The following is a 25,667-nucleotide window of genomic DNA, read 5'->3' on the forward strand; positions in this document are numbered from 1 at the left end:
GCGCAGGAGCCGGGCGGGCGCCTGAAGCCCGCCCTGGTGCTCGGCGCCCTCGGGGTCGTCTACGGCGACATCGGCACGAGCCCGCTCTACGCCTTCAAGGAGGCGGTGCGGGCGGCCGGCCACGGCCAGGCCGAGCCCGCCGCGGTGATCGGCGCGGTGTCGCTGATCCTGTGGGCGCTCCTCGTCGTCGTGTCGCTCAAATACGCGGTGCTGATCCTGCGCGCGGACAACCACGGCGAGGGCGGCATCGTGGCGATGCTGGCGCTGCTCGGCGCCCGCCACGCCGAGCCGCACAGCCGCGCCGGGCTTCTCCTGGTGGTCGGCCTCGTCGGCGCCGCGCTGCTTTACGGCGACGGGGCGATCACCCCGGCGATCTCGGTGCTCAGCGCCGTCGAGGGGCTGAAGGTCGAGGCGCCGGGCCTCGCCCGCGCGGTGGTGCCGATCACCCTCGTCATCCTGGTCGGGCTCTTCGTGATCCAGAGCAAGGGCGCGGCCTTCATCGGGCGGATCTTCGGGCCGGTGATGCTGGTCTGGTTCGCGGTCCTGGCGCTGCTGGGCCTCGGCGGCATCCTGCACGCGCCGCAGATCCTCGCCGCGCTCAATCCCCTGAAGGCGGTCGAGTTCCTGACCCATGCGGGCTGGCACGTCAGCTTCGCGATGATCGGCGCCGCCTTCCTGGCGGTCACCGGCGGCGAGGCGATGTATGCCGATCTCGGCCATTTCGGCGCCCGGCCGATCCGGCTCGCCTGGTTCGGCCTGGTGCTGCCGGCCCTGGTGATCAACTATTTCGGGCAGGGCGCCGTGCTGCTGGCCGAGCCCGACGCGATCGAGAATCCATTCTATCACCTCGCCCCCGACTGGGCGCACTATCCCCTGATCGGGCTGGCGACCGTTGCCACCGTCATCGCCTCGCAGGCGATCATCTCGGGCGTGTTCTCGCTGACCCAGCAGGCGATCCAGCTCGGCTTCCTGCCCTTCATCCGCATCGTCCACACCGCCCGCGACGCGCAGGGCCAGATCTACGTGCCGGCGGTGAACTGGCTCCTCGCCGCCGCCACCCTGAGCGCCGTCCTGATCTTCGAGACCTCGGACGCGCTCGCCGGCGCCTACGGCATCGCGGTCTCGCTGCTGATGGCGATCACGACGTTGCTCGCCGCCCTCATCGCCCGGCGTTGGGGCTTCAACCCTCTGCTGGTCCTCGCGGTCAACGGCGTGTTCCTGCTGATCGACCTCGTGTTCCTGGCCGCCAACAGCGTGAAGGTGTTCGAGGGCGGCTGGTACCCGCTCGTGCTCACCGCCATCGTCGCCGTGACGATGCTGACCTGGCTCCAGGGCACGCGGCTGATCGAGGCCCACCGGGTCGGCGCCCGCCAGGACGAGGGCGCGTTCCTGGCAGCCCTTCAGGCGCAGCCGCCGATCCGCCTGCCCGGGGCGGGGGCGTTCCTGTCGGCGGCCACCAAGGGCATCCCGCTCCACATGACCCGGTTCCTGGAGCGCAGCCATGCCCTGCCGGCCCGCTGCACCATCGTCACCGCGCTCTACGAGGAGAAGCCGGTGGTGCCCGCACCTGAGCGCGCCGAGGTGACCCGGATCGCCCCCGACCTCTACCGCGTCACGCTCCGCTACGGCTTCATGGAGGACGCTTCGATCCCCGACGGCCTCGCCTGCGCGGTCGCCCATCGCGGCCTGCCGGCCGACTTCATCGAGGACGTCACGGTCTTCGTCGGCCACGAGACGGTCATCCCCAAGCGCGACCACCGCGGCATGGCGGCATGGCGCGAGACCCTGTTCGCCTTCATGATGCGCAACGGCGAGCGCACCGGCGCCTTCTTCTGCGTGCCGGCCCGGCAGGTGGTGGAGGTGGGGACGGAGATCGAGATCTGACGCGTGTCCGGGGTCAAGGCGCCCGCCCGCTCGCGGGCCGCTCCCCGAGCGTTGCAGCGAGGCGCAGCAGGTAGCCGTCCGGGTCCTGCACCAGGAACTGGCGCTGGCCGACCTCGATCGCGCCGGCCCGATACCATTTGTCCTCGACCGCCATGTAGAGCGGCCAGCCCGCGGCCTCGAGCCGGTTCAGGATCGGCTCGACCGCCGGGACCCCGATCTCGAAGTTGATGCCGCGCCCGAGCGGCGCTTCCAGCGGCCCGGTCAGCCATTGTCGTGACGAAGAATTGCGCGTCTCCAGCATCACCTGCGCCCCCTCGAGGTCGAGATAGGCGAAGCCATCCTCCGGCCGGTCGAAGGCGACGCGGAAGCCGATCAGGTTGACCCAGAAGTGAAGGCTCGCCGCGAGGTCGGTGATCAGGAGTTCCGGGGTCAGCCGCGCGAAGGTGAAGGCCATGTCCGTATCCCATCCCCGCCCGGCCATTAGCGCCGGTTGACCTCATGCTGCCGATCCGTGACGCTTGCCGCAACGGCGCCCGCAACGTGCGCCGAGGGAAACGCCGAGGGCGGCCGGCGGCCGCCCGGGGGAGGGGACATGAGCCTGTACCACAAGCTCGCCGCGCGGGCGGAAGCCGGGAATCCGGTGCGGATCGGGGTGATCGGGGCCGGCAAGTTCGGTTCGATGTTCCTGTCGCAGGCGCCGCGCACGCCGGGGCTGCACGTCGTCGGCATCGCCGACCTCGATCCGCAGCGGGCGCGGGCCGCGCTCGCCCGGGTCGACTGGCCGGCGGAGCGCTACGGCGCGAGGAGCGTCGCCGAGGCGTTGCGCGAGGGCACGACCTTCCTCACCGACGACGCGGAAGGCCTGATTGCTGCCGACGGGATCGAGGTGATCGTCGAGGCGACGGGCCATCCGGGCGCGGGCATCCGCCACGCGCTCGCCTGCTGCCGGCACAAGCGCCACATCGTGATGGTCAACGTCGAGGCCGACGCGCTGGCCGGCCCGCTCATCGCCCGCCGGGCGGCGGAGGCCGGGATCGTCTATTCCTTCGCCTATGGCGATCAGCCCGCGCTCATCGCCGAGATCGTCGACTGGGCCCGCACGGCGGGGTTTCGCGTGGTCTGCGCCGGCAAGGGCACCAAGTACCTGCCGGTCTACCACGCCTCGACCCCCGACACGGTGTGGGGCCATTACGGCTTCACCGAGGAGCAGGTCGCCGGCGGCGACTTCAACCGGCAGATGTTCAACTCCTTCCTCGACGGCACCAAGTCGGCGCTGGAGATGGCGGCGGTGGCCAATGCCTGCGAGCTGACGCCGCCGCCCGCCGGCCTCGCCTTCCCGGCTTGCGGCGTCGACGACCTGCCGACCCTGCTGCGCCCGCGATCGGCCGGCGGCATTTTGCCGGTGGACGGGACGGTCGAGGTGGTGTCGTCGCTGGAGCGCGACGGCCGCCCGGTCTTCCGCGACCTGCGCTGGGGCGTCTACGCCACCTTCGAGGCGCCCTCCGACTACGTCCGCAAGTGCTTTGCGGAGTACGGCCTGAAGACCGACCCGACCGGGCGCTACAGCGCGATGTACAAGCCCTACCACCTGATCGGGCTCGAACTCGGCTTGTCGGTCGCCAGCATCGCGGTCCGGGGCGAGCCCACCGGCACGACCCGAGGCTTCTCCGGCGACGTGGTGGCGACCGCCAAGCGCGACCTGAAGGCCGGCGAGCGCCTGGACGGTGAGGGGGGCTACACCGTCTACGGCCGGCTGATGCCGGCGCGGGACTCGCTCGCGGCCGGTGGCCTGCCGATCGGGCTGGCGCACGGCCTCACCCTCACCCGCCCGGTCGCCGCCGGGCAGCCGGTCGCCTGGGACGACGTGTCGTTCTCGGCCGACGACCCGGCGATCCGGTTCCGGCGGGAGATGGAAGACGTGTTTCGCGGGGAGGTCGGCGCGGCCTGATCCGGGCCCCGGCGTCATTCCGCGCAGGAATGATGTCGTTCCGCAGCGGTCTTGGACAGGGAGGAGCCGCGTCTGCAGGATCGCGGCCAAGATCGCAGGCGACCGGCCGGCCGGGGCGCCGCCCCGGCCGACGCCGCCACCGGGGGCTCCCGCGTGAGGCCTGCGAGACGACCGGAGGAACGACCCCATGAGTCTCATCACCCTGCGCGCGGATGCGCGGTCCGAAACCCCGCCCGCGGCGATACTGGCCCCACCCGACGACGCGGCGCGCCGGCGCGGCGTCGTCGCCGCGGTGATCGGCAACACCCTCGAATTCTACGACTTCACCACCTACGCGTTCTTCGCCGTCGCGATCGGCCGGACCTTCTTCCCGGCCGGCGACGCTTGGGTCAGCCTGCTCGCCTCGGTGGCGACCTTCGGCATCGGCTTCGTCACGCGGCCGATCGGCGGCGTGGTCATCGGCGCCTATGCCGACCGGGCCGGGCGCAAGCCCGCCATGATGCTGACCATCGCCCTGATGGCGGTCGGCATGCTGATGCTGGCGCTGACCCCCGGCTACGCGACGATCGGCATGGCGGCGCCGGTTCTGGTGGTGATCGGGCGCCTGATCCAGGGCTTCGCGCTCGGCGGTGAGGTCGGCCCCTCGACCGCCTACCTCATCGAGAGTGCGCCCCCGGGCCGGCGCGGCCTCTATGCCAGCTGGCAGATCGCCAGCCAGGGCCTCGCGACGCTCTGCGCCGGCACGGTCGGCGTGCTGCTGTCGCTGGGCCTGAGCCCCGACCAGATGCAGGACTGGGGCTGGCGGATCCCGTTTCTCCTCGGCCTGCTCATCATCCCGGTCGGACTCTACATTCGCCGGGCGATGCCCGAGACCGCGGGCGAGAGCGCCGGCCCCGCCGAGGCGACCACCGGCGCGGTGCTCGTGCGGCTGCTGCGTAACCACGGACGCACCCTGGCGCTGGTCGTGCCGATCCTGCTCTGCGGCACGGTCTCGACCTATGTCGGCAACTACATGACCACCTACGCGATCACGACGCTGAAGCTGCCGGCGGGCCTCTCCATCGCCGCGACGGCGGTGGTGGGCGCCTGCATCCTGGTCTTCGCCGTGCTGGCGGGCCTCCTCTGCGACCGCTACGGCCGGCGCCGGGTGATGATCGTGCCACGGGTGCTGCTGCTCGTCGCCGCCTATCCGGCCTTCCTGCTGATGACCCGGGTGCCCGGCCCGGCGACGCTGCTCGGCATGTCGGCGCTGCTGGCGGCCCTCAGCGCCATGAGCGCCGCCGCGAGCCTGGTGGCGATCCCCGAATTGCTGCCGCGCAGCGTGCGCAGCGCCGGCCTCTCGGTCGCCTACGCCTTCGTCGTCACGGTGTTCGGCGGCACGACGCAGCTGGTGGTGACCTGGCTCATCGGCGTCACCGGCGATCCCCTCGCCCCCGCCTGGTACGTCATCGCGACGAGCTTGGTGGGCGTCGCCGCGATGCTCGCCACCCCCGAGACGAAGGAGGCGGTGCTCGCCGCATAGGTTGGCGCGTGGCGGCCCGGGCCGGAATCCGGTCGATCGTGGCCATAGGACAGGCCGCTCTCCGCCCACAATGGCCATTTCGGATGTCGCGATTGAGTGTCGGAAAACAGGTGTTTTCCGACATCCAAGATGGTCATTCGGGCATGTTGGCTGACGCCTGACGCCTGACGCTGACGAGCGCTTCATGGGTCTGCTGGCGACCCATCTCAGACGTTGCGATCCTCCACTCCCGACCTGAAGGACGCGGACGATCGAACGTCGATTGAGATTATGGCTGGTCGAGGCGCTGCTTGGCTTCCGCCGTTGCCGGGGCGAACAGATTGACGAGCGTGCCGTCCGGGTCGCGCAGCAGCAGGGAGCGGTTGCCCCATGGCATCGTCGTCGGCGGTTGCACCAGCGCCGAACCAAGGTCGGGCGCGAGCCGTGCGTATTCCGCGTCGACATCCCCGACCCGGAACTCAATGATCGCGCTGCGGTTGGCCGCCGCCTGGGCGACGGCGTCACCGCCGAACAGCGCCAGGGTGCGCGTGCTGCCGATCGCCAGCGTCGCACCCGTCGTGCGCAACTCGGCGAAGTCAGGCGTGTAGCGGGTGGCGGGGAGCCCCGTCACCGCCTCGTAGAATGCGACGAGACGATCAACGTCGGCGGTGACGATGCGGGTTGAGGCGAGATGCACGCTGTCCTCCGGAACGGCCGCGGCATTGACGCCGCGGAGCATGGGCGTAACCGAACCCTGCTGACACCGTCCTGTCAGCAGGGATGAGCCGATGCGTCGCGCCGATCGCCTGTTCCAGATCATCCAGATCCTGCGCCGCTCGGCGCGACCGATCACGGCCTCGATGCTGGCGGCCGAACTCGAAGTGACGGTCCGCACCGTCTACCGCGACGTCGCGGACCTGATCGCGCAGCGCGTGCCGATCCGGGGTGAAGCAGGGGTGGGTTACGTCATCGACCGCGACTACGACATGCCGCCGTTGATGCTCAGCGTTGACGAGTTGGAGGCGGCGGTGCTGGGTGCGCAATGGGTCGCAGATCGCGGCGATCCAGTGCTGGCGAACGCGGCGCGCGATCTGCTCGCCAAGATCGCCAACGTCGTTCCCGACCATCTCCGCCCATTCGTTGCCGATCCGGGCGTTGGCGCTGCTCCCGCCCGCGCCACGTTCGTCGATGGCCTCGACATGGCGCGGCTGCGTGCCGCGATCCGTGCGGGGTGCAAGGTGCGCATCCGCTACCGCGATGAGGCTGGCCGCGCGAGCGAGCGCGTCGTCTGGCCGGTGATCGTCGGCTACGCCGACACCGTCCGCCTGCTTGCCGCGTGGTGTGAACTCCGACGAGCCTTCCGTCACTTCCGCGCCGACCGTATCGAGACCGCGGTCTTCCTCGACGAACGTTTCGAGCGACGGCCAGCCGATTTGCGGCGGGATTGGAAGTGCCACTTCGAGGCCGAGCGTGGCGTGCGCTTGCCCTGAATGGCTGACTGACCGTGGATCGTAGGACATCCAGAGCGGCGAGGCTGGGTCGGATGCGGAACGTCCGCTCCCGAGCAAGGAGCCAAGGTCCGCTCCCAACCCCCAGCGGTCATTCGGCAGGTCCGAGCTCGTGTACGGCAAACATGTGTTTCAGGGCGGGGTGCCGGCCAGCCGAACAGACGACCCATCTCCGCCATGAGACTTGCGCGACAAACCCTGTCGGATTGATGCCGTATACGGAAACCTGGCTTGGAGGGTTTGTCGGACAGGCCGGTCAGGGACATCTGGGCGCCGAGCGCCGAGCGCCGAGCGCCGAGCGCCGAGCGCCGAGCGCCGAGCGCCGAGCGCCGATCTCCGCCCTCCGAAGCCGCTCGCATGGTCGAGCCCTCCACAGTTGAGCCCTAAACCTCGAACTCCCGGTCCACCGGCACCTGCATGCCGGTGACCAGAGCATTGGTCGTGTTCGCCATCCCGATCACCGCCAGCAATTCCCCGTGCTGCGCCTCGGTCATGCCCTTGGCCCGCGCGGCGGCGGTGTGGGAGTGGATGCAGTAGCTGCAGCCGTTGGCGGTCGAGACCGCGATGTAGATCAGTTCCTTGGTGAGCGGGTCGAGGGCGCCGTCGGCGGCCATCACCTGCTTGAGGTCGGCCCAGGTCCGCTCCAGCACCGCCGGATGGTTGGCAAGCGCGCGCCAGAAATTGTTGATGAAGTCCGAGCGGCGCACGGCCCGAATGTCGTCGAACACCGCCTTGACGCGGGGATGGCCCTCGGCCTCCGCGTCGCTCCACAGTCTCACGGTCGCCATGCTGGTCCTCCCGAGGAAACCGGCATGGTCGGACAGGGCGCGGCCGACGTCGAGGGGGTCAGCGCCGCGCCGCGGCGTCGAAGCCGTCCGGCACCCGGCCCGACGGGGTGGCGAGCGCGTAGGGGCCGCGGGCGAGGAACCGGCCCGAGCCGGGCTCCGCCAGCACCCGTCCGTCGCGCACGGCGATCTCGCCGCGCCGGATCGTCATCGTGGGCAGGCCCTTCAGGTGCATCCCCTCCCAGGGGGTGTAGTCGATCGCGTGGTGCAGGTCCGAATTGGTCAGCACCCGCTCGGCGTCCGGGTTCCACAGCACGAGATCCGCGTCGGCACCGGGCGCCAGCGTCCCTTTCCGGCCGGCGAGCCCGAACAGGCGGGCGGCGTTGGTCGAGGTCAGGCGCACGAAGGTCGGCAGGTCGATCCGCCCGGTCGACACGCCCTCGGAGAACAGCACCGGCAGCCGGGTCTCGATCCCCGGCACGCCGTTCGGGATCGCGTTGAAGGCCGGCATCCCGTCGGGCCGGGCCTTGGCCCCGCCCTGGCCGTAGCCGCTGCTGCCGGGATCGCGCTTGGCTGTGGCGAAGGAGAAGCCGCAATGGTCGGAGGAAACGACGTCGAGCGTGCCTTCGCGGATGCGGGCCCAGATCCGCTCGGACTCGCCGGGCGCGCGCAGGGCCGGCGAGCACACCACCTTGGCGCCCTCGAAATCGGGCTTGGCCAGGTCGTCGGTCGAGAGGGTCAGGTATTGCGGGCAGGTCTCGCCCCAGACCTTGACGCCGCGGGCCCGGGCTCGGGCGATTTCCTCGGCCGCCTCGTCGCAGGAGACGTGGAAGACCTGGATCGGCTGGTCGACGAGTTCGGCGAGCGCGATGGCGCGGTGCGTCGCCTCGCGCTCGACCACCGGCGGCCGGGCCCAGGCATGCTGGAGCGGATCGGTGAGGCCGGCGTCGAGCAGCGCGCGGATGCGCCAGCCGATGGCGTCGTAGTTCTCGCAATGCACCGTCACGAAGGCACCTAGCCGCCGGGCGGTCGCCAGGACCTCGAGGAACTGCCCGTCGGTGAGCCGCAGGGGATCGTAGGTCAGGAAGACCTTGAGGCTGCGGATGCCACGGGCGACGAGGGCCGGCACCTCGCGCTCCAGCACGTCGGGCGTCGGGTCGGTGATGATCTGGTGGAAGCTGTAATCGGCCCGCGAGGCCCGCGCCCGGGCCTCGTAGCCGGCCGCGGTGGCGGCGATCGGGTGCCCCTTCCATTGCGGTACGAAGCAGATGAACGAGGTGGTGCCGCCGGCCAAGGCCGCGGCCGAGCCGCTCGCGAAACTCTCCTCCTGCACGCCGCCGTCCTCGGACGGCTCCTCGATGTGGCAGTGGGGGTCGAGGCCGCCGGGCGTGACGATCGTCCCCCTGGCGTCGATCTCCTCCGCCCCGCGCCGGAGGTTCCGGCCGACCGCCGCGATCACCCCGTCGCGCACCCCGAGATCGGCCTCGAACACCTCGGCCGGGCCGGCCAGCGTCGCCCCGCGGACAACCAGGTCGTAGTCGAAATCGTGGTTCGGCATCGCGGTTCCTCCCTGCGGGCGGGTGTAGGAAGCGCCTCGAAACGCTGTCAATTCCGTCAGCGCGGCGACCGGCGCGGTTGCCGGCCGGTTGGGCAGGGGGCCCGCAATTCGGGCGGGGAGGGCGCCGGCCGTGCCCGGGCGGGAGGCACTTGACCCTACGGCCGGTTTGACAACCCGTCCGGGCCGGCGGAAAACCATCGTACCGCAGAGGTTCCGGCCGCGCCGAGCCGACGGGGATCCCGCCGGCCCGGCGCGCGCATAAAGGCGCCCGCGGCCAGATGCGTGGAGGAACCCCAATGACGATTCGCCAGGATGGCCCGAGCCGGCGCAGCCTGATGCTCGGTGCGGCGGCGGCCGCGGTGACGGCGGGGCTGCCGGGCCCGGCGGGCGCCAAGGCGCCGATGCTGCGAAGCCAGAGCCCCTATTTCTACCGCTTCGCCCTCGGCGACGCCGAGGCCACCATGGTCTCGGACGGCACCCTGCCGCTCGGCGACCCCCATGCCAACTTCCTCGGCCTGACCCCGGCCGAGATGGACGCCCAGCTCAACAGCAACTTCCTGCCCCTGTCGAACGCGGTGCTGGAGCAGAACATCCTGATCCTCAACACCGGCAGCAAGCTGGTGCTGTTCGATACCGGGATGGGCGCGCTCAAGCTGTTCGGGCCGACCACCGGCAAGCTGCTGACCACGATGCGCCAGGCCGGCATCGACCCCAACGACATCGACGCCGTGGTGATGAGCCACGCCCATGTCGACCATTGCGGCGGCTGCGTCGGCGACGACGGCAAGCCGCACTTCCCCAACGCCCAGTTCTACATCTCGCAGGCGGATTTCGACTACTGGACCGATCCCGCCAAGGTGCCGGCCGCGTTCGGCGCCTTCCTCGACACCGCGCGCAAGAACCTGCTGCCGATCCGCGACCGGCTCGTCTTCGTCAAGGACGGCCAGGAATTCCTGCCCGGCATCCAGGCGATCGCGGCGCCGGGCCACAGCATCGGCCACACGATGTTCATGATCACCTCGGGCAAGGACAGCCTCTGCTACCTCGGCGACCTGACGCACCATCCGGTGCTGCTGATGGAGAAGCCGCTGACCGAGTTCGCCTACGACACCGACCCGAAGCAATCGGCCCAGACCCGGCTCAAGATGCTGACCATGCTGGCCAAGAACCGCATCCCGGTGCTGGCCTACCACTTCGCCTGGCCGGGCATCGGCCACGTGGCGGAGAACGGCCAGGGCGGGTTCCGGTACTATCCGCAGGCGATGAAGATGGAGCTGTAGGGCCAGCGCCAAAGCCGGCGCGGCGGGCGCGCCGGCTCACCCCGCCTTCGGCCGCGGCCCGTACGACTTGAACCGCTCCATCGCCTCCGCCACCTCGGCCTCGCTCAGGATGTGCGGCCGGCCGACCTGGAGCGCGACGGCGTATTGCCGGCACAGGGTCTCGAGCTCGACCGCGAGCCACAGGGCCTTGGCGAGGTTCGGCCCGGTGGCGATCATGCCGTGATTGGCGAGGAGGCAGCAGGTGCGGTCCTGCAGCGCCTCCAGGGCCCGCCGCGACAGTTCCTCAGTGCCGAACAGCGCGTAGCCGCCGCAGCGCACGGTCGGTCCGCCGGCGGCGGCGATCATGTAGTGGGCCGCCGGGATGTCCTTCCGGCACATCGCGAAGGCGGTGCAGTAGGTCGGATGGGCATGGACGATCGCCCGGACGTCCGGGCGGGCCTGCAGGATGTCGCGGTGGAAGCGCCACTCGGAGGAGGGGGGCAGCGGGTGGTCGGACCGGCCGTCCATGCCCATCGGCACGATGTCGGCGGGCGTCATCTCGTCGTAGGGCAGCCCCGAGGGGGTGATGAGCAGCCCCTCGCCGAACCGCACCGAGACGTTGCCGGAGGTGCCCTGGTTCAGGCCCTGCTCCGCCATCTCGCGGCAGGTCGCCACGACGGCCTCGCGCAGATCCGCTTCGGTCTCAGCCATTCCTCGCCTCCGCCGGCGCCTCCGTCCTGTCCCCCGCCATAGCCTCCTGCCGGCGCCCGAGCCAGAGGCCGTTGACGAGCCAGGCGAGCGACAGGGGCACCGCCACGACCGAGAGCGCGGTGGCGCTCAGGCCGAGCCAGGCGACGAGGGCGTAGGACCAGGCGCCGACCTGGTCGCCGAGGCGGTACACCACCGTGTCGATGAAGGCCTTGGCCTTGTAGCGGTCCTCCCGCGGCAGCACCGTGAACAGCACCTCGCGCACCGGCCGGGCGATGGCGAAGTTGCCGGCCCGGCGCAGCACCCCGAACACCACCACGCTGGCGATGGTGGGCGCCACCGCCAGCAGCCCGAAGCCGAGCGCGCTGACGAGCGGCAGGATCGCCAGCGTCACCCCCACGCCGAGGCGCTTGACGATGCGCCCGGTGAGGAAGAGCTGCACGCCGAGCGTCAGCACGTTCACGGCGAGATCGACGGAAGCGAAGAACGTCGTCTGCGAGGCCCGGTCGGGGAAGCTGCGCTTCGCGATGCCGGCCTGCTCGAAGTACAGGAACGTCGTGGTGATCGAGAACAGGAGCAGGAACAGGCAGATGCCGAGCAGGTAGGGTGAGGCGAAGACCCGGCCGATCCCCGCGAACGGGCTGCCGCCGATCGCCTGCGTGGCCGCCCCGGGCTCGCGCGACAGCGCGTCGGAGACCCGCGACAGGCCCCGCATGCTGAAGACCGCGACCTCGAGAAGGGCCGCCGCCGCGATGAGCAGGAACGGCGTGGGCACGTCCCGGGCCAGCACGGCGGTGACGGCCGAGCCGGTGATGGCCCCGAGCGTCGCGCCCGCCGCGATGAAGCCGAACAGCCGCTTGCCCTGCTCGGTGTCGAACACGTCGACGATGGTGGCCCAGAAGATCGAGACCACGAACAGGTTGAAGATCGACAGCCAGACGAAGAACACCCGGCCGATCCACACCGCCTCTTCGGGGCCGCTGCGGTAGAGCACGACGGCGAAGACCAGGATGTTGGCGGCAAAGAAGCGGTAGGTGAGCGGGACGAAGCGGGACCGCGGCAGGGTGCGGACCAGCCAGCCGAACGGCACGTTGAGCACCAGCATGCCCACCAGCGTGGCGGTGAACAGCCAGGGCAGGTTCTCGAGCCCGCCGGCCAGCCCCATCTGGTCGCGGATCGGCCGCATCACGTAGTAGGACGAGAGCAGCGCGAAGATGTAGAGCCAGGCCCAGCCGAGCGCCGGCACCTCCTCGGGCCGCACGTCGGTGAGGCGCCGGAGCCAGGCCGGCACCGTCAGGCCGGCCTGCGCCGCGTCAGGGGTCATTCGGCGACCCCGAACGCCTTGCGGGCCTCCGGGCCGGTGGCGTCTCGCTGGAAGCCGGGGCTGCCCATCTGGAATTTTCTCGCCGCGTCGAGGCCGCCGACCACCACCGGGTCGAAACCGGCATCGCGCACCAGCGCGGCCGCCACCGCCAGGGCCTGCTTGTCGTCGCCCGCGATCGGCACCGCCATCGGGGCGCCGCCGCGATGGGCGTTCTGGGCGAAGAGCCGGTAATTGGCGGCGTTGAAGGCCCGCACCAGCCGGGCACCGGGCAGGTACCTGGCCGAGACGGCACCGATCCCCTCGCTCTCGGCCTCCGTCGCCAGGTCGCCGTCGCGCGCCTTGGTGGCGTTGCCGGCGTCCAGCACGACCTTGCCCTTCAGGGAGGCGCCGTAGGTCTTCCCGAGGTCCGGATAGGCCTTGTACGGCACCGCGATCAGCACCGCGTCGCCGAAGGCGAGGGCCTGCTCGACGGTGCCGGCCTTGGCGAGCGGCCCGAGCTTCTCCACCAGCGGCTTCAGGTCCTCCGGATGGCGCGAGGCGAACATCACCGGATGACCCGCCTTGACCCACAGCCCCCCGATGGTCCCACCGATATTGCCGCCGCCGATCACGGCGATCGGGGTCTTGGCCTCCTGCGCGAGAGTGGGGGCGGCCGTCGACGCCAGGGCGAGCGCCCCGGCGAGCAGCAGCGTGCGGCGATCACAGGCCATCGATGAACTCCTCCATCTTGCGGCGTAGGGCGGCGTCCGGCAGGCGCCCGCGGGCGGCGCCGAGATTGTCCTCGGCGTAGCGCACCTGCGCGGTGCCGGGCACCGGGCAGGTCACCGCCTCGTGCGACAGGACGTACTTGAGGAAGAATTGCGGCCAGCTCCTGCAGTCGAACTCGGCGGCGAAGGGCGGCAGCTCACGGCCGCGCACCAGATTGAACAGCCGCTCGCGCCCGAACGGCACGTTGACCATCACGGCGATGCCGCGCTCGCGGGCCAGCGGCAGGATGCGCTCGGCGGCCTTGCGGGCGTCGACCGCGTAGTTGACCTGGATCACGTCGAGTTTTTCGGCCTTCATCAACGCTTCGAGGTCGCCGTACTGCCCCTCGGCCCAGGTCGTGGCGCCGAGGTAGCGGATGCGCTTCTGCGCTTTCATCTCGCGCAGGAGCGGCAGCTGCACCGCCGGATCGATCAGGTTGTGGACCGCGATCAGGTCGATCCGGTCGGTGCCGAGGCGGCGGAAGGACTGCGCGATCTGCGCTTCTCCCGCCTCGCGCCCCCGCGCCGCCACCTTGCTGCACAGGAACACCTTGTCGCGCAGCTTCGTCTCCTGGAGGATCCGGCCCAGCACCTCCTCGGCCCGGCCGTAATCGGGCGCCGTGTCGATCACCGTGCCGCCGAGCGCGACGAACCGCGCCACCGTCTCGCGCAAGGGCGCCATCGCGTCCGAATCCGGCGCCACGTCGTAGCGCCGCGAGGTGCCGATGCCGATCGCCGGCACCGTCTCGCCGGTGGAGGGGATCGGGCGTCGGATGAGATCGTCGCCCTGCGCCAGGAGCCGGCTCGGGACGAGGCTCGCGGCCAGGGAGCCGGCCAGCACGGCGCGGCGGTGGAGCATCATGCGGCGTTTCCTCTGTCGGCTCACCCCTTTCGAGCTAGGGCGTCGCCGGCCGCGCGCCACGCCCGCCCCGGACACGACCGCTTGAGGTCGGCCGGCGCCCGGACGCCGCGCCGACATCCGCCTCGACCCCGATCGCGGTTCATCCCGCAGGCGCGGAAGAGGAGAGCAATATTCGATTGATCAACTTCCGGTTGAAAATCTTGCAGTTCTAGCCGTTATATCTCGGTATATACAGTTGTTGTGCAGTATCGCAGCCGATTTTTAATTTTGCTCGCATAGCCTGGGCCGGCGTCAACTGACGCAGCCGACACGCGGTCGGTCTCCTCCCGCGACCCGCCCCCCGCGAGACCCACTGATGCGCGTGCTCAACAACCTGACGATCCTTCCCAAGCTGGTCCTGGCCTTCGGCAGCCTGGTCGCGATCACCCTGACGGTGAGCGCGGTGAGCTACGCCAGCCTGCACTCGATCAGGGACCGGATCGCCTGGACCGACCACACGCAGGAGGTCCTCCACACGGTCTCGGGCATCCTCGCCGCGATGGTCGACCAGGAAACGGGCGTGCGCGGCTACCTGATCTCGGCCGACCCGCAGTTCCTGGCGCCCTACCGCGAGGGACGGACGGCCTACCGGGCGGCCTTCGACGAGGCGAAGCGCCTCACCGCCGACAACCCGGCGCAGCAGACGCGGCTTGACGAGCTCGATCGCCATGCGGCCTCGTGGATGCGCGACGTCGCCGAGAAGGAGATCGCCCTGATGGCCGAGCCGGGCACCCGCGAGCGCGCCCGCGCGCTCCAGTCGAATGGGGCCGGCAAGGCGATGATGGACACCTTGCGCGCCAAGGCCGCGGAGATCCGCGCGGTCGAGTCCCGGTTGATGGCGAGCCGCACGAAGGAGCAGGAGTCGACCTTCGGCCTCGCCTTCGCGATGAACCTGATCGGCATCGCCGCGAGCCTCGGCGTTGCCGTGGTGATGGCGCTGATGGTCTCGCGCACCCTGGTGTCGCCGCTGCGCACCGTCATCGGGGTGATGGGCCGGCTCGCCGACGGCGACAGGACGGTCGTGGTCGCGGGAACCGAGCGGGGCGACGAGGTCGGGGCGATGGCCCGGGCGGTCGAGGTATTCAAGCGCAACGCCGTCGAGGCCGAGCGGGCGGCCGCCGCCAAGGAGATCGAGGACGAGGCACGGACGCGGCGCGCCCGCGCCCTCGACGACATGGCGCGGGACTTCGAGCGCACGGTCTCGGGGCTCACCGCGGGCCTCGCCGGCGCTGCGACCGAGATGGAAGCGACCGCCCGCGCCATGACCGGGGTGGCCGAGGAGACGACGCGCCAGACCGTGACGGTGGCGGGCGCGGCCTCGCAGACTTCCGCCAACGTGCAGACGGTCGCCGCGGCGAGCGAGGAGATGACGGCCTCGATCCAGGAGATCGTGCAGCAGGTGACCCAGTCGTCCTACCTCGCCGCCCGGGCGGTGGAGGACGCGGCGCGCACCAACGCCGCGGTGCAGCGGCTCGCCGGAACGGCGGAGCGGATCGGCGACTTCGTCGCCACCGTGTCGAACATCGCCGGCCAGACCAACCTCCTGGCGCTCAACGCCACCATCGAGGCGGCGCGGGCGGGTGACGCCGGCCGCGGCTTCGCGGTCGTGGCGGCGGAAGTGAAGGACCTCGCCGGCCAGACCGGCAAGGCGACGGACGAGATCGGCGCCCGGATCGGCGAGATCCAGGGGGCGACCCGCGAGGCGGTGGGCGACATCCGCCAGATCGCCAAGGTGATCGAGGACATGTCGACCTACGCCGCCAGCATCGCGGCGGCGATGGAGCAGCAGGGCAGCGCCGTGCAGGAGATCACCCGCAACGTGCAGCAGGCGGCCCGCGGCACCGAGGAGGTCACCGGCAACATCGTCGGCGTGCGCGACGGCGCGGGCCAGACCAGCGCCGCGGCAACCCAGGTGCTCGGCGCGGCCCAGGACCTGTCGCGCCAGTCGGAGCGGCTGACCCACGAGGTCACGACCTTCCTGGCCCGGGTCAAGGCGGCCTGAGGTGCCGTGCCGGCCCGGCGGCCGGTCAGGCGAGCCGGGCCGGCAGGCGCAGGAAACCCCGGAAGCGCACCCGCTGCGAGCGGACCGGCGTCCCATCGAGGCGGTAGCCGGGGAAGCGGGCGAGGAAGCGCGACAGCGCGATCCGGCCCTCCAGCCGGGCCACCGCCATGCCGACGCATTGGTGGATGCCGCTCGCGAAGGCGAGGTGGCGGTTGGGGTCGCGGGCGACGTCGAACCGGTCGGGGTCGGGAAATTGCGCCGGGTCGCGGTTGGCCGCGCCGATGCAGAGCGTGATCTGGGTGCCGGCCGGAAAGGCCTGCCCGTCGATCGCGAAATCCGTCGTCGCGACGCGGTTGCCGAGCTGGTTCGAGCTCTCGAAGCGCAGCACCTCCTCCACCGCCTTGCGCATCAGCTCCGGCTCGGCGAGGAGCCGCGCCCGGGCCGCGGGATGCTCGGTCAGGAGGTGGAGCCCGTTGCCGATCAGGTTGGTGGTGGTCTCGTGGCCGGCATTCAGGATGAAGATGCAGTTCTGCAGCAGCTCCTCGGAGGAGAGCCGCTCGCCGCCGACCTCGCCCAGGATCAGCCGGGTCAGGATGTCCTTGTCCGGGTCGCCCGGATTCCGGCGCCGATCGCCGACGAGGCGGTCGAGATAGGCCAGGAACGCGGTCACCGCCCGGTTGCCGTCCGCCTCGACCTCCGGCGACAGGACCGGCTCGAGGGCGCCGAGGATTGCCAGCGACCAGTCCCGCAGGGGCCCGCGTTCGTCCCGGGGCACGCCCAGCAGGTTGCCGATCACCTCGACGGGGATCGCGGCGGCGAAGTCCTCGATCAGGTCGATCGTGCCGCGTGCCGCCGCCCGGTCGAGGAGATCCTCGACCAGCGCCACGATGCCGGCCTCCATCGCGGCGACCGCCCGGGGGGTGAGGGCGCCCGCGATGATCCGCCGGACCCGGGTGTGGCGCGGCGGATCGTTGAAGACGAGGCTCGTGGTGTGGTGGCGGTAGAGCGGGGAGGGGGCCGCCGCCGCCGCCGATCCGGCTCCGAACTTGGCTCCGAACTCGACGGTCTTGTCCGAGCTGAAGGTCGCGGCGTCCTTGTAGACCCGCTCCAGGTCGGCGTAGCGCGAGAGCAGGACCTGGCCCTCGCCGAGGCGATGCACCGGGGCGTGCTCGCGCAACGCCGCGTAGACCGGGTAGGGGTTCGCGATGAAGCCGTCCGGCAGGCGCCGGAGGTCGAACCCCTCGGCGAGGGCGGGGTCGCTCGTGCGGTTCACGCGCGGGTCACCCGCGCCCGTTCGGCGCGCAGGCCGGGTTCATCGGCAGGAAGGCCTCGCCTTGCGGGATGGTGCGCAAGACCTCGTAGAGGTCCCACGGGCCCTTGCTCGCCGCCGGCTCCTTGGCCCGGTAGAGCACCGGATCGTAGAGGAGCCTCCCGTCGGCCCGCAGGGTGGCCGGGTGGTCGAAGAACGCCACCGGCAGGCTCCGCATGGCCGCGTTGGCGGCGACCGCCTCGTCGGTTCCGGCCTTGTCGACCGCCTTCAGGTAGTGGGTGACGGCTGTGTAGATCAGCGCCTGGTTCTTCGTCGGCATCGCGCCGGTGCGCTCCTGGAAGCGCTTGGCGAAGGCCCGGGCGGCGTCGTTCTGGTCCCAGTAGAATGCCTCCGAGAAGGTCAGGCCGCGCGCCACCGGCAGGCCGAGGCCCTTGATGTCGGTGACGTAGACCAGGAAGCCGGTCAGCGTCTGGCGGCCGCCGGTCAGGCCGAACTCGTCGGCCTGCTTGACCGCCTTGGTGAAGTCGTCGCCCACACTGGCGAAGGCGACCACGTCCGCGCCCGAACTCTGGGCCTGGAGCAGGAAGGAGGAATAGTCGGCGGTGTTGATCGGGTGGCGCGAGGTGCCCACCACCTTGCCGCCGAGCGATTCGACCACCGTGGTCGCCTCCTTCTGCAGGGCGTGGCCGAAGGCGTGGTCGACGGTGATGAAGTACCAGGACTTGCCGCCCCGCTCGAACACCGCCCGGGCGGTGCCGGCGGTCAGCGCGTGGGTGTCGTCGGTCCAGTGCGAGCTAACCGGCGAGCAGGTCTTGGCGGTGAGGTCGGAGGTCGCCGCCGCGGTGATCATCACCGTGCGGTTCTTCTCCTTGGCCACCGCCTGGACGGCGAGCGCGATCGCCGTCACCGGCAGGTCGACGATGGCGTCGACCCTGTCGACGTCGTACCAGCGCCGCGCCAGGCTCGAGGCGACGTCGGGCTTGTTCTGGTGGTCGGCCGAGACGATCTCGACCGGCTTGCCCCGGACCTTGCCGCCGAAATCCTTGGCCGCCATCTCGGCCGCCGCCACCGAGCCGCGCCCGCCGCTATCGGCATAGGGCCCCGAGAGGTCGGTGAGCACGCCGATGCGCACCACGTCGTCGGAGATCTGCGCCGCGGCCGGCGCGCACAGGACCGCCAGTGTCAGGGCGGCCGCGCACAGGCCGGTGGTGAAACGGTTCATCGTGGTCTCCTCCCGGGCGCCCGCGTCGTTCCCGCGCGTGGTCGCCCGTGTCGTCACTTGCGCCTTCACAGCCGATCCGCGACGGGCTGGCAAGGGGAATTGAATGGGGAATTGAACGGGGGTCCGGCGGGAGGCTCGCGGGTGATGGTCTATCCGGGCCGATACGGGCTTCGGGCCCGCCGCGCCTCCCTCTGCGGCATGCCGCGCGATGAAGCAGTGAAAGACGACGTCAATCAGGTCATGCGAGCTTGGGTCGCGACGGGGCACAGGATACCGTCGAGAGCGGCTCCGGCCGTTCCCGGGCCATCGGTCACCGGGACGGGCGATGCCGCAGGACGCATTCGGGGTCGACAGCATGCAGAAGCCCAACCCGCGCATCGGGCTCCTCGCCGACCTGCTCGACGGCCTCGACATCGGCCTGTGCGCCTTCGATGCCGACGACTGCGTCGTGGGATGGAACCAGACCTTCCTGTACTTCTTCCCAGAGCATGACGGCTTCGTCCATATCGGCGAGCATTACGGCGAGAACCTGCGGCGCTTCTACCGCAACCGCCTGACTTCGAACGAATTCCGCTACGTCGACGAGTACGTCGCCAGCGGGCTCGCCCGCCATCAGGCCCAGAGCCGGCCCTTCGAGTTCGAGCATCGCGGCACCTGGTTGCGGGTGGCGGCCCACACCATCCCGGGCCTCGGCCGGGTGCGGCTGTGGCGCCGGATCACCCAGGAAGCCGGCGCGGGCGTCCGCACGCCCGCGGAGGACGATACGCCGGACGGCATCGTGGTGGCGAACGCCGACGGGCGCATCCTCTCGGCCAACCGGCAGTTCGGCCAGCTCTACGGCCTCGGCCCGGGCGAGGCCGTCGGCCTCACCCTCGAGGCGGTGGTGGCGCGCGCCTGGCAGGGTGCGGACGGCGACGCGCCGCCCCAGCTCCTGGCGCATGTCCGCGAGGCCCTGTTCTTCGCCGGCGCGCCGTTCGAGGTGCCGCTTCCGGGCGAGCGCTGGATCCGGGTGATCGAGCACGCGCGCGAGGGCGGCCGGACGAGCGCGCATTTCGACATCACCGCGCTCAAGCGCGAGCAGACGGCGCTGCGGGCCGCCGAGGCCGAGGCGCGCCGCAGCGCCAGCCACCTGCGCGGCATCATCGAGCGGATGCCCGCCGGGATGCTGGTGGTCGACGCCGCCGGCACGCTGGTCGAGGCCAACCGCGCCTTCCGGCACGCCGTCGGGCGCGACGCGGCCGAGCTCATCGGGCGCTCCCTCGCCGCCCTCGGCCTGCCCGAGGAGGCGGGCCTGCTCGACCGGCTCCTCGCCGGGGCGGGCGAGGCCGGCGAGCCGGCGGTGGGCGAGATGCGCTTCCCGCGCGCCGATGGCGGCACGATATGGGCCCGGGTCTCGGCCGTGCGCCTCCCCCTGCCGACCGACCCCGCCTCCATCCTGCTTCAGGTCGAGGACATCACCGCCCGACGCGAGGCCGAGCGGCGGATCGCCCACATGGCGGCCCACGACGCGCTCACCGACCTGCCGAACCGCACCCTGTTCCGCGCCCGGCTCGACGCCCTGCTCGGCGACGGCCGGGCCTGCGCGATCCTGTGGCTCGACCTCGACCGGTTCAAGGTGGTCAACGACACGCTGGGCCACGCCGCCGGCGACGCGCTCCTGTGCGAGGTCGGCCGGCGCATGCGGGCGGTCCTGCGCGCCGATGACACCCTGGCGCGGCTCGGCGGCGACGAGTTCGCGGTGCTCCTCGCCGAGGGCGACCCGCTGGCGGCGTCCCAGATCGCCTCGCGCCTCGTCGATGCGATGCAGGCGCCGATCGCCGTCGCCGCCCGGCCGATGCATGTCGGCGTCAGCATCGGCGTGGTGCTGGCCCCGGGCCACGGCGCGGACGCCGACACCCTGATGGCCCGGGCCGACCGGGCGCTCTACAGCGCCAAGGCCGCCGGGCGCAGCACCTTCCGGCTCTACGACCCGGCGATGGACGCGGCGGCGGCCGAGCAGCGCGGCCTCGAGCTCGATCTGCGCCTCGGCCTGGAGCGCGGCGAGTTCGTGCTGCACTACCAGCCGATCGTCACCGCGGCCGAGCGGCGGACGGTCTGCCGCGAGGCCCTGGTGCGCTGGCACCACCCGACCCGTGGCCTCGTGTCGCCCGGGGCCTTCATTCCCCTCGCCGAGGAGACCGGCCTGATCGACCGCCTCGGCGCCTGGATCCTGCGCCAGGCCTGCCGCGACGCGGCGACCTGGACGGACGGTGCCCGCGTCGCCGTCAACGTCTCGGCCGCCCAGGTGCGCCACGGTCCCCTGATCGCCGCGATCCAGGCGGCGTTGCGCGAATCCGGCCTCGGGCCCGACCGGCTCGAGATCGAGATCACCGAGAGCCTGCTCGTCGAGAGCGACGCCCTCGACCTGCTCCTGGCGCTGCACCGCCTCGGCCTGCGCATCGCCCTCGACGATTTCGGCACCGGCTACTCGTCCCTGAGCTACCTGCGCCGCTTCTCCTTCGACGCGATCAAGATCGACCGCTCCTTCATCGCCGATATCGCCAACCCCGACACCGCCGCGATCGTGCGCGCGGTGGTCGGCATCGCCGCCCAGCTCGGGGCGACGGTCACCGCCGAGGGAATCGAGACCGAGGACCAGTGCGCGGCGGCCCGGGGGGAGGGCTGCACGGAGCTGCAGGGCTACCTGTTCGGGCGCCCGGTGCCGCTGGACGCGGTGGCGGCCTGACGATCCGCGCCGCGCCGGCTCCCGGCCGGCCCGGGGCGACCGGTCTGGAAGCGGGCCGGTCGGCCCGTAACGGCCTCACCCGATCGCCAGCGCCACGCTGCCCAGCCCCGGAAACTCCGCCACGATCCGCGTCGGCGCCGTGACGAAGTCCGTGCCGGTGCAGGAGCCGGTGGTGACGACCTGGCCGGCCTTGATCCCGCCGAGGGAGCGCGCTCCCTCGTTGGCGAGCCAGACCAGCAACCGCACCGGATCGACCGCCGAGTTGCCGCCGACGCGATCGTGCAGGACCGTCCCGTCGATCGCGAGCCGCACCGGCTGGGTCACCGGGTCGAGGCCGTGCCAGTCGGTCAGGCCCGGGCCCAGCACCAGGACGCCGTGATTCTGCTGGTCGGCGCGCTGGCTGTGCGCGTCGACCGCGCCGAACGTCGCGAAGCGGGTATCGGCGATCTCGATTGCCGGATGCATCGTGGCGATCGCCGCCAGCACCGCCTCCCGGTCGTAGGGGCCGGCTTCCGGCGGCAGGTCGCGGCCGAACCGGTAGGCGATCTCGGCCTCCGCCCCGATCACGTGGAACAGCGAGGCCGGCAGCGTCTCCGCCTCGACGAAGATCGTGTCGGCGTGCAGCGCGGCCCGGGCCGGGGCGGCGGCGGGGCCGGGGGCCCCGACCTTCCAGCCGGCCACCGGACCGAGGATGCGCGCGACCGCATCCTGCACCGCGTAGGCCTGCGCCTCGCTGCCGGGACGCGCGCCCTCCGGCAGGGCGTCGAGGCGTTTCCCCGTGCGCCGGGCCTCGACGAGGGCGGCCGCGGCGGCGTCGATGTCGAACGGCATGGCATCCCTCCTCAATAGCCGAGGGCGCTGCCGTCCTTGCGCGGGTCGGAACCCGCCGCGAGGACGCCGGCCTTGCGGTCGATCCAGATGATCTGGCCGCCGCCGATCGGGCCGGAGGCCGGGATCGTGCGGTGCCCCCGGGCCTGGAGGCCGGCGACGACGCCCTCGCCGAAGCCGGGCTCCATCTCGACCCCGCCGCCATAGGCGAAGCTGCGGGGAGCATCCAACGCCTCCTGCACGTCGAGGCCGCGATCGATGATGCCGGTCAGGAGTTCGACATGGCCCATCGCCTGGTAATGCCCGCCCATCACGCCGAAGGGCGCCACCGTCTCGCCGTCGCGCATCAGCATGCCCGGGATGATGGTGTGCATCGGGCGCTTGCGCGGGCCGATCGTGTTCGGGTGGCCCGGATCGATGCGGAAGGACAGGCCGCGATTGTGCAGCAGCACCCCGCTCTCCGGGGCGGTGATGCCGCTGCCGAAGCCCTGGAAGATCGAATTGATCAGCGACAGGGCGTTGCCGTCCCGGTCGACCACGCTGAGATAGACCGTGTCCTTGTGGACGTGCTCCGGGTTGGGGAGCTCCGGCCAGATCACCGGCTCCTGGGCGCGGCCCATGTCGATGGCGCCGTGCGCGCTCGCCCGCCAGGCCTCCGAGAGCAGGTGCTCCACCGGCACCCGGTTCAGGACCGGATCGGCGAAGAGCGCGTCGCGATGGTGGTAGGCCTGCTTGCAGGCCTCGGCGAAGAGGTGGACCCGGTCGAGCTCGGACAGGCCGGCGACGTCGTGATGCGTCAGCACGTTGAGCATCATCAGCACCGCGAGGCCCTGGCCGCTCGGCGGGCATTCGTAGACGTCGTAGCCGCGGTAGCGCGTCGTCACCGGGGTGACGATCTCGGGCGCGGCGGTGGCGAAGTCGTCGAGGGTGTGCAGCCCGCCGAGGTCTCGCAGGCGGGCCACGATGTCCTCCGCGACCGGCCCCTCGTAGAAGCCGCGCGGGCCGTGCTCCGCGATGCGCTTGAGCGTCGCGGCGAGCTTCGGATGGCGTATGATGGTGCCGACGCCGGGTGCCTGCCCGTCGACCAGGTAGGTCGCCGCCGAGGCCGGGTCGCCGGCGACGCGCTCGACGCTGCGCGACCAGTCGAGGGCGACCCGGGGCTGGACCGGATAGCCCTCCTCGGCGTAGCGGATCGCCGGCTGCAGCAGTTCGCCGAGGCTGCGGGTGCCGTGGTCGTCCAGGAGCTTCGCCCAGGCGGCGACCGCACCCGGCACCGTGACGGCGTGGGGCGAGGTCGGCTCGAGGGTGATGCCGCGCTCGAGGTACCAGGCATCGTGCGCCGCCGCCGGGCTGCGGCCCGAACCGTTGAGCGCGATCGGCGCACGCCCGCCCTTCGGCGCGTAGAGGGCGAAGCAGTCGCCGCCGATGCCGGTCATCAGCGGGTCGACCACGCACTGCACCGCCACCGCGGCGATGCCGGCATCGACCGCGTTGCCGCCGGAGCGCAGGACCTCGATGGCCGCCAGGGTCGAGAGCGGATGGGACGTCGCGACGGCGGCGTTGGCGGCATAGACGGGCGAGCGCCCGGGCTTCGAGAAGTCCCTCACCGAACGGTTCCTTCCTGGTTCGTCTCTCGTTTCGCGCCGACCGGTCCGCCCCCCGGCCGAGAGCTCGACCGCGACGGGCCGCCATCCGGGCGGCGCGGTCCCCGCGCGGAGCCGTTCCGGCCCCGCACGACGCGGTGATCCCAAACGGCGCCCGGCGTCAAGCAGGCTCTGACAAGCGGCGCCATAACCGGCGGACCGGTCGGCCGCGGGAACTGCAGCATCCGTGCCAGTCGCTCCAGCCCTGCGACATGACGCAATGTCGGCCCGCCCTGCTGGCGACGCCGGTTCCGTGCTATGGAGAGATGAGGCGGGGGCGGTTCGAAAGGGCTGGCGCACCGCGGCGGCGACCGTTTCGCCGCATCGAGACGAGGTTTCAGGACTACGCCATGCAGGCTGAGATCCCCATGCGCCGCGTGACGGCGATCCGCTGCTATCCGTCCGGCGAGCGCGACGACCCCGATCAGCGGGTGCTCAACGTGCTGGAATGCGGCCACGTCGTCAGCTTCGAGGGCGCGAACGCGGTGTCGGCCCTCCTCGCCAAGCGCCAGCTCTGCCTGAAATGCGCCGAGGAGGCCAAGGCCGAGGAAGCGTCCCCGGCCGCCTGAGCCATCGCGGGGATCTCCCATCGACGATCGAGCGGAACCCGCCGCCGCCGTCCCGGACGAGCGCGCGGTGATCAGGCGGCACCGGTGATGGCGCCCCGGTGCCGCAACTCGGCGACGACCCGATCGGCCAGGGTCTCGACGTCGTGGATGTGCGTTTGCAGATGGAGGTCGGGAGCCTCCGGCGCCTCGTAGGGTGACGAGATCCCGGTGAAGTTCGGGATCTGCCCGGCGAGCGCGCGGGCGTAGAGGCCTTTCGGATCGCGCCGTCGGCACTCCTCGATCGGCGCGTCGACGAAGACCTCGAGGAACTCGCCCGGTCCGACCAGTTGGCGCGCCTGCTCGCGCTCGCGCCGGAAAGGCGAGATCAGCGAGCAGAGCACGATCAGGCCGGCCTCCAGCATCAGCTTGGCGACCTCGGCGGTCCTGCGAACGTTCTCGACCCGATCCGCATCCGCGAAACCGAGATCCTTGTTGAGCCCGAAGCGCAGGCTGTCGCCGTCGAGCAGCATGGTGTGGCGGCCCTGCCGCCACAGCTTCTCCTCGACGCGGTTCGCGACCGTCGACTTGCCGGCGCCGGACAGGCCGGTCATCCAGAGGATCAAGGGCACCTGTCCCTTCACGCCCGCCCGCGCCTGCTTGCCGATCGTCAGGGCTGGTCGTTGCACCATTGTCGCTCCGGGCGACAGGGCGGACGCGCCGTCCGAGGGGGTGTTCATGCGAACGGCATTCTTCCGTGATCGGTGTCCTCGCCGTCCGGCCCAATCTTTTTGCCGGATCCGGTCGTTCTCCGGCACGTCGCCGACGCCCGTCAAGCGGCGTCGAATCGCTGTTTTGAAGGTTCGTGTCCTCCGCTCTCGCGAGCGGCCGGCAGCCCGTCGAGGGAAGGGGAGGCGGGCCGGCTCTGTCGTTGTCGTGCTCCCTTCACAAACCGGTTGACTGCCCGAAACCCCGAGCCTATACGACCACCCATCGGCGCCGGCCGCGACAGCGGCCCGGGCGCTGAGCCATCTTCGAGACAGTCCGGGCCGGCAAGCCTGACCTTGGTCAGGCGCTGGTCCTGTTTTCGCCGATGGATGCCGGGTTCGCCCGGCCCGCTCTTTGACAAGTTCATACGAGAAAGAGAAGCGTGGACGGCGTCGTCCCTGCGGATCGGATCTTCGGGTCTGGTCGTGAGTAGGATGATGCTGGTCCGACGTTTCGGTGCTCACACGATCAGGTGGAAACGCCGGTCGGTCGTGAGCCTCCGTTACTATTGTGATCAGCTATGATCAGCTCTTCAACTTGAG

21 protein-coding genes are annotated in these 25,667 nt (G+C 71.3%); 8 read left to right on the plus strand and 13 right to left on the minus strand.

Annotated features, from left to right (window positions below):
• Positions 1–33 precede the first annotated feature (33 nt).
• Positions 34–1,884, plus strand: coding sequence for a potassium transporter Kup (locus BMX97_RS23245; protein ID WP_244538606.1), 1,851 nt, complete (start codon positions 34–36; stop codon positions 1,882–1,884).
• A 13-nt stretch (positions 1,885–1,897) separates the two neighbouring features.
• On the opposite strand, the gene BMX97_RS23250 is transcribed toward BMX97_RS23245, so the two are convergent.
• Positions 1,898–2,338 carry a bleomycin resistance protein gene (locus BMX97_RS23250; protein ID WP_091753601.1) on the minus strand — a complete coding sequence of 147 codons (441 nt, stop codon included), beginning with the start codon at positions 2,336–2,338 and terminating at the stop codon, positions 1,898–1,900.
• A gap of 138 nt (positions 2,339–2,476) precedes the next feature.
• On the opposite strand from BMX97_RS23250, the gene BMX97_RS23255 reads away from it, so the two are divergent.
• Together BMX97_RS23255 and BMX97_RS23260 are read left to right on the plus strand one after the other, a co-directional pair.
• A complete protein-coding gene (locus BMX97_RS23255) occupies positions 2,477–3,832 on the plus strand; it encodes an NAD(P)H-dependent oxidoreductase (RefSeq protein WP_091753602.1) in 1,356 nt (451 codons plus the stop codon).
• A 187-nt stretch (positions 3,833–4,019) separates the two neighbouring features.
• Positions 4,020–5,354, plus strand: a complete 1,335-nt coding sequence (locus tag BMX97_RS23260; RefSeq protein ID WP_091753603.1) for an MFS transporter — start codon at positions 4,020–4,022, stop codon at positions 5,352–5,354.
• A 268-nt stretch (positions 5,355–5,622) separates the two neighbouring features.
• On the opposite strand, the gene BMX97_RS23265 is transcribed toward BMX97_RS23260, so the two are convergent.
• Positions 5,623–6,030 (minus strand): VOC family protein, encoded by a 408-nt coding sequence (locus tag BMX97_RS23265; protein ID WP_091753630.1) that lies wholly within the window; start codon positions 6,028–6,030, stop codon positions 5,623–5,625.
• A 91-nt stretch (positions 6,031–6,121) separates the two neighbouring features.
• On the opposite strand from BMX97_RS23265, the gene BMX97_RS23270 reads away from it, so the two are divergent.
• Positions 6,122–6,823 (plus strand): helix-turn-helix transcriptional regulator, encoded by a 702-nt coding sequence (locus BMX97_RS23270; RefSeq protein ID WP_091753604.1) that lies wholly within the window; start codon positions 6,122–6,124, stop codon positions 6,821–6,823.
• 401 nt (positions 6,824–7,224) lie between these two features.
• On the opposite strand, the gene BMX97_RS23275 is transcribed toward BMX97_RS23270, so the two are convergent.
• A complete protein-coding gene (locus BMX97_RS23275) occupies positions 7,225–7,629 on the minus strand; it encodes a carboxymuconolactone decarboxylase family protein (protein WP_091753605.1) in 405 nt (134 codons plus the stop codon).
• 58 nt (positions 7,630–7,687) lie between these two features.
• Positions 7,688–9,184, minus strand: coding sequence for a dihydropyrimidinase (gene hydA / locus BMX97_RS23280; protein WP_091753606.1), 1,497 nt, complete (start codon positions 9,182–9,184; stop codon positions 7,688–7,690).
• Positions 9,185–9,480: 296 nt separating this feature from the next.
• Between hydA and BMX97_RS23285 the strand changes: the two genes are divergently transcribed.
• A complete protein-coding gene (locus tag BMX97_RS23285; protein WP_091753607.1) occupies positions 9,481–10,464 on the plus strand; it encodes an MBL fold metallo-hydrolase in 984 nt (327 codons plus the stop codon).
• A gap of 36 nt (positions 10,465–10,500) precedes the next feature.
• Here the strand turns inward: BMX97_RS23285 and BMX97_RS23290 are convergent, their stop codons facing one another.
• The 4 genes from BMX97_RS23290 to BMX97_RS23305 are packed head-to-tail and all read right to left on the minus strand — an operon-like array spanning position 10,501 to position 14,083.
• Entirely contained in the window at positions 10,501–11,154 is a 654-nt protein-coding gene (locus tag BMX97_RS23290) for a class II aldolase/adducin family protein (RefSeq protein WP_091753608.1), read from the minus strand.
• Complete coding sequence (locus tag BMX97_RS23295; RefSeq protein WP_091753609.1) at positions 11,147–12,475, minus strand: NTP/NDP exchange transporter; 1,329 nt, start codon at positions 12,473–12,475, stop codon at positions 11,147–11,149. The genes BMX97_RS23290 and BMX97_RS23295 overlap by 8 nt, the downstream gene beginning before the upstream one ends.
• Positions 12,472–13,185: an NADPH-dependent F420 reductase gene (locus tag BMX97_RS23300; protein ID WP_091753610.1), complete on the minus strand. Its 714-nt coding sequence runs from the start codon at positions 13,183–13,185 to the stop codon at positions 12,472–12,474. Before BMX97_RS23300 ends, BMX97_RS23295 begins: the two co-directional genes overlap by 4 nt.
• Positions 13,175–14,083, minus strand: coding sequence for an aldo/keto reductase (locus BMX97_RS23305; RefSeq protein ID WP_091753611.1), 909 nt, complete (start codon positions 14,081–14,083; stop codon positions 13,175–13,177). The genes BMX97_RS23300 and BMX97_RS23305 overlap by 11 nt, the downstream gene beginning before the upstream one ends.
• A gap of 355 nt (positions 14,084–14,438) precedes the next feature.
• On the opposite strand from BMX97_RS23305, the gene BMX97_RS23310 reads away from it, so the two are divergent.
• Positions 14,439–16,124, plus strand: a complete 1,686-nt coding sequence (locus BMX97_RS23310) for a methyl-accepting chemotaxis protein (RefSeq protein ID WP_091753612.1) — start codon at positions 14,439–14,441, stop codon at positions 16,122–16,124.
• Between the two features lie 25 nt (positions 16,125–16,149).
• Here the strand turns inward: BMX97_RS23310 and BMX97_RS23315 are convergent, their stop codons facing one another.
• Together BMX97_RS23315 and BMX97_RS23320 are read right to left on the minus strand one after the other, a co-directional pair.
• On the minus strand, positions 16,150–17,397 hold the full coding sequence (locus BMX97_RS23315; protein WP_091753613.1) for a cytochrome P450: 1,248 nt from the start codon (positions 17,395–17,397) through the stop codon (positions 16,150–16,152).
• A 7-nt stretch (positions 17,398–17,404) separates the two neighbouring features.
• A complete protein-coding gene (locus tag BMX97_RS23320) occupies positions 17,405–18,616 on the minus strand; it encodes an ABC transporter substrate-binding protein (RefSeq protein WP_091753614.1) in 1,212 nt (403 codons plus the stop codon).
• Between the two features lie 325 nt (positions 18,617–18,941).
• Here BMX97_RS23320 and BMX97_RS23325 point away from each other — a divergent pair, with 325 nt between their 5' ends.
• Complete coding sequence (locus BMX97_RS23325) at positions 18,942–21,341, plus strand: EAL domain-containing protein (RefSeq protein WP_091753615.1); 2,400 nt, start codon at positions 18,942–18,944, stop codon at positions 21,339–21,341.
• Positions 21,342–21,416: 75 nt separating this feature from the next.
• Here the strand turns inward: BMX97_RS23325 and BMX97_RS23330 are convergent, their stop codons facing one another.
• Positions 21,417–22,172: a 2-keto-4-pentenoate hydratase gene (locus BMX97_RS23330; RefSeq protein WP_091753616.1), complete on the minus strand. Its 756-nt coding sequence runs from the start codon at positions 22,170–22,172 to the stop codon at positions 21,417–21,419.
• Positions 22,173–22,183: 11 nt separating this feature from the next.
• Positions 22,184–23,776, minus strand: a complete 1,593-nt coding sequence (locus BMX97_RS23335; protein WP_091753617.1) for a gamma-glutamyltransferase family protein — start codon at positions 23,774–23,776, stop codon at positions 22,184–22,186.
• 386 nt (positions 23,777–24,162) lie between these two features.
• Between BMX97_RS23335 and BMX97_RS23340 the strand changes: the two genes are divergently transcribed.
• Entirely contained in the window at positions 24,163–24,381 is a 219-nt protein-coding gene (locus tag BMX97_RS23340) for a hypothetical protein (protein ID WP_139235002.1), read from the plus strand.
• Positions 24,382–24,452: 71 nt separating this feature from the next.
• Here the strand turns inward: BMX97_RS23340 and cysC are convergent, their stop codons facing one another.
• On the minus strand, positions 24,453–25,049 hold the full coding sequence (gene cysC / locus BMX97_RS23345) for an adenylyl-sulfate kinase (protein WP_348273135.1): 597 nt from the start codon (positions 25,047–25,049) through the stop codon (positions 24,453–24,455).
• Positions 25,050–25,667 lie beyond the last annotated feature (618 nt).

Source organism: Methylobacterium sp. ap11 (assembly GCF_900110515.1).
Lineage (GTDB): Bacteria > Pseudomonadota > Alphaproteobacteria > Rhizobiales > Beijerinckiaceae > Methylobacterium > Methylobacterium ajmalii.

Coding starts and splice junctions, on each gene's coding strand:
- cysC (WP_348273135.1), bottom strand. CDS start 25,049: ATGGTGCAACGACCAGCCCTGACGATCGGCAAGCAGGCGCGGGCGGGC.
- BMX97_RS23305 (WP_091753611.1), bottom strand. CDS start 14,083: ATGATGCTCCACCGCCGCGCCGTGCTGGCCGGCTCCCTGGCCGCGAGC.
- BMX97_RS23260 (WP_091753603.1), top strand. CDS start 4,020: ATGAGTCTCATCACCCTGCGCGCGGATGCGCGGTCCGAAACCCCGCCC.
- BMX97_RS23290 (WP_091753608.1), bottom strand. CDS start 11,154: ATGGCTGAGACCGAAGCGGATCTGCGCGAGGCCGTCGTGGCGACCTGC.
- BMX97_RS23330 (WP_091753616.1), bottom strand. CDS start 22,172: ATGCCGTTCGACATCGACGCCGCCGCGGCCGCCCTCGTCGAGGCCCGG.
- BMX97_RS23340 (WP_139235002.1), top strand. CDS start 24,163: ATGCAGGCTGAGATCCCCATGCGCCGCGTGACGGCGATCCGCTGCTAT.
- hydA (WP_091753606.1), bottom strand. CDS start 9,184: ATGCCGAACCACGATTTCGACTACGACCTGGTTGTCCGCGGGGCGACG.
- BMX97_RS23295 (WP_091753609.1), bottom strand. CDS start 12,475: ATGACCCCTGACGCGGCGCAGGCCGGCCTGACGGTGCCGGCCTGGCTC.
- BMX97_RS23275 (WP_091753605.1), bottom strand. CDS start 7,629: ATGGCGACCGTGAGACTGTGGAGCGACGCGGAGGCCGAGGGCCATCCC.
- BMX97_RS23255 (WP_091753602.1), top strand. CDS start 2,477: ATGAGCCTGTACCACAAGCTCGCCGCGCGGGCGGAAGCCGGGAATCCG.
- BMX97_RS23285 (WP_091753607.1), top strand. CDS start 9,481: ATGACGATTCGCCAGGATGGCCCGAGCCGGCGCAGCCTGATGCTCGGT.
- BMX97_RS23300 (WP_091753610.1), bottom strand. CDS start 13,185: ATGGCCTGTGATCGCCGCACGCTGCTGCTCGCCGGGGCGCTCGCCCTG.
- BMX97_RS23270 (WP_091753604.1), top strand. CDS start 6,122: ATGCGTCGCGCCGATCGCCTGTTCCAGATCATCCAGATCCTGCGCCGC.
- BMX97_RS23320 (WP_091753614.1), bottom strand. CDS start 18,616: ATGAACCGTTTCACCACCGGCCTGTGCGCGGCCGCCCTGACACTGGCG.
- BMX97_RS23325 (WP_091753615.1), top strand. CDS start 18,942: ATGCCGCAGGACGCATTCGGGGTCGACAGCATGCAGAAGCCCAACCCG.
- BMX97_RS23250 (WP_091753601.1), bottom strand. CDS start 2,338: ATGGCCTTCACCTTCGCGCGGCTGACCCCGGAACTCCTGATCACCGAC.
- BMX97_RS23310 (WP_091753612.1), top strand. CDS start 14,439: ATGCGCGTGCTCAACAACCTGACGATCCTTCCCAAGCTGGTCCTGGCC.